The organism is Nocardia sp. 852002-20019_SCH5090214, assembly GCF_001665865.1.
GTDB classification, from domain to species: Bacteria; Actinomycetota; Actinomycetes; order Mycobacteriales; family Mycobacteriaceae; genus Nocardia; species Nocardia nova.
Genome location: NZ_LZMK01000015.1, coordinates 1 through 3,205 on the forward strand (window position 1 = coordinate 1; position 3,205 = coordinate 3,205).

2 protein-coding genes and 1 pseudogene are annotated in these 3,205 nt (G+C 68.3%); all 3 read right to left on the bottom strand.

All coding sequences use genetic code 11. The features are described 5' to 3' along the window. Positions 1 to 1,079 (bottom strand): annotated as a pseudogene (locus A5780_RS01320) (hypothetical protein); the annotation flags it as partial. Between the two features lie 67 nt (positions 1,080 to 1,146). Next, positions 1,147 to 2,421, bottom strand: a complete 1,275-nt coding sequence (locus A5780_RS01325; protein WP_064907516.1) for a hypothetical protein — start codon at positions 2,419 to 2,421, stop codon at positions 1,147 to 1,149. Then, on the bottom strand, positions 2,418 to 3,205 hold a 788-nt coding region (locus A5780_RS01330), incomplete at its 5' end, for a hypothetical protein (protein WP_064907517.1). The genes A5780_RS01325 and A5780_RS01330, both read right to left, overlap by 4 nt.

A 3,205-nucleotide genomic window follows, 5' to 3' on the forward strand; every position in this document is an offset into this window, starting at 1 on the left:
CGGGCGGGTGGGGTGATCATGGTGGCATAGCCCTCGTCGGAGAGCACGTTCAAGAACCGGCGCGCCATGTCGTACAACCCATCCCGTTGCCGGGCGTACAGCCCTTGCGCGTCGAGGATGCGCTGCGCCGCGCGCCGATGATTGTGGTGACGCAGGATCAGTGTCGGGGTTTGATCTTGATCGCTGGACAGCCATTCCGCGACGTGGAGCAGGTCACCGCCGACACACGCGGCCGCGAGAAGATATAGGGCCAACAGCTCTTGAGCGCCACCGTCGAAGTAGGAGTCGACACGGGCGTTTGCGCGCTCTGACGCCGACCCTGAAGCCCCGGAGACGAAGAACGAAGCCAACTTTCGTGCGGCAGCCAACGTTCGGACACGGTCGAGTAGGTCGACCCAGAACCCGCACACCGGCTGCCCGGTGACGGCTTGCAGGTCGCACAGCCAGACGCGGCCGCGTTGTTCACGACCGAACGCGGTGTGCCGATAGAGGTCTGGTTTGTTGGAGGTCGCCAGCACCGGCCCCCACGCGCTCAGCACGGCCGGGATCGCCCACGCCATCGTTTTGCCGGTGCGCTGTCCGGCCGCGATGAACACGCCCATCTCGGCCGGCACGAACAACTCGATCCCGCCGACGACGGTGCGTCCCAACGGCGGTCCCGGCAATGTCCGGACGTCGGCTGGTGCGTCTTTGAGAAGCCGCTCGGCAGCGCTGGCGTTGTCCTGCTGGCGCGCCGCCGAAATCTGGCGCGGGGATACCATCGTGCGTGCCGCGCGGTCGATGTCGCTGCGCCGCACCGATGCCCACCGTCCACGAGACGTGGCTGTGGCCGCGCCGATGGCTGCGGGCGCGATCGTCATGACTACGCTCGATTGCCATGGCCACCGATGTCGGCCGGCCATCACTTGCAGCAGTGCCGCGACCGGGTGCGTGGTGACGGGCAGTCCAGCGCACCAGCTTCCGACCGACAGCGCCGCCCACGTGAGCAGCGCCAGCGCGATGAGACCGAGCGCGATGAGCAGGAGCCAGGTTTCCTCGCCGAACCCGCCGGTCGTGTGGCGCCGCGTCTGCCGCGCCATCACGCTTCCTCCGCCCAGGCTGGGGACAACGCTGTGAACACCTGCGCATAACTCTGGCCGAGGGCCATCACAACCTCACCTCCCGATCATGCTGGGAGACGACCTCTTTCGATGCCGAGCTGTTGGCGGGGGGCGACCATTCGCCGAGGTCGGTGTCGGGAAGCGCGGTCTCGACCGCAGCGGCGATCGCCGCACCCGCACCGCCGCCGGTCTCCGAAAGCTCTCGAACGTCGGCGCCCTCGACTGCACTACTGTGAGTGACCGGTAGGCCAGGATCGACGGCCCTCGCGGTGGCTCCGCTGAGTTGGTTGCGGTAGGAGTCTGCGGCGGCGCGGGCGAGGTCGCGGTATTCGAGCAGCTGGGCAATTCGTCCCAATTGGGGATCGGATGGTTGTGTGGCCCAGTAGGTTCCGTCGCGCCCGGTGGTGTAAGCGGTGTGTACCTGGTCGTCGGTGAGTCCGATGGCGAGGGCGTCGCGTCGCGCGGCGCTCAGCCCTGCCCGCAGCCGGTCGAGGCGTGCGATGCGAGCTTGATCGTCGGTGCCGTCGAGGTGATCGGCGACGTTGCTGTGCTCGGCGGCGAGGTCTTGGACTTCACGCAGAGCCTCGACGCGACGGCGTTCCCAGGTCTCGGTGTGGCTGTAGTCGGCCGAGATTCGTGCCTCACGAACTATTCGGGGCAGCAGCAGTTTTCGTGCTTCGCGCCCATCGTCGAGATCGGCTGCTGATTCCTCGGCTTCGAGCAGCGCATCGGTGTCGGCGATGACCGCGTCGACCTGCGCGAGGCTCGGCAACGCGACAACCGGGCTTCTCGGCGCACCCAGCGTGCGCTCTACCGCAGTGCGGCGATCGATCTCCTGTACTGCCTGGGGCGGCGCGGTGGTGGCGCCCATGTCGGGTTGCAGGTAGGGGTAGCGGCGGGCGGCGTCTTGGCCGGAGCCGGTGATAGTGCCGGGGCCGTGCCCGGTGATCAGGCGGGCTTGTTGCAGGGTGCGCCAGATGTCGTCGTCGATCGCTACCTCACCGGTCGCGCGGGCGCGCGCTATCTGGTCGAAGTTGCGGCGCGCGATCTCCGGTTGGGTTCGCCATCCGGCCACGACTCGCTGCAGCCCCGCCCAGGTGCCGCGCCAGTGTTCGGACTCATGCCGGGCCCACCGGATCGCCAACTCGTCAGCGCGGGAGTTGAATTCGGCTCGTGCCTCGGCGGTGATGGCGGAGGGCGCGATCTCGCGCAGCTGGTAGTAGCGGGCGAAGTCGGCGCGCAGCTGCCGCTCGGTATGCGAGGCGGCGTCGGTGTAGTAGTCGGGGTTGGTGAATCCCAGCGGCTCGTCCAGCGCGGTCATGGCGTCACCTCCGGCCCGTGATCGGACGTGCCGGGCGCTTGCCCGGTGTCGGGGTCGGTGGTGTCGGGCCAGTAGTCGGGCCGACCGGGCAGTGCGGTGTCGATCGCGGCACCGATCCCGCTACTGGTGTCGGTCGAGGCGGCGCGGTCGAGAGCGTCGATGTCGTTGGCCAGGGCCAGCTCGGCGTTGGTTTGAGCGAGCGCGCGGGCGGGCTGCGGCCCGGGCACGATGTTGTGGTGGCGGTTTCCGGTCAGCCACTCGGCGTCGACGATTTCTTCGGTCTGGCGGAGGATGGTATTGCGGGCGTGGGCCAGGTCTTCGGTCAGATCGGCATTGCGGGTTTGGGCTCGGTCGAGCTCGTGTTCGAGGTCGCGGATCCGGGTGCGGTCGGTGCCTCTGTGTGCTTCGGCGAGGGTGAGTTCGTGGGCGAGGCGTTCGAGCCGTCCCAGCAACCGATGGGCGGGTTGCTGATCCCACCCGACACCGGCCCGTCCGAGGTCGTGGGCGGTGTCGATCTGACTGATCGGCACGCCAGCTTGGACTGCGTCGAGGTAGGCGCGGCGCAGGTCGTCTTCGATGCCGTTGATCGCGGTCACTCGCCACTCGCCGGGGCCGGCAGCAATGCCGTCCGAGGGCTGTTGGTGTTGCCAGTCGATGTAGCGCTTCATCGAGTCCTGTACCGCGCGAAGCGCGATGGCATGCACGGTGTCGGGGTCGTCGGGACCGAATCGGACCGCCAGCGGGCTGGCTACGGCGCGGGATCGAAACGCTGTGTGCGGCATCG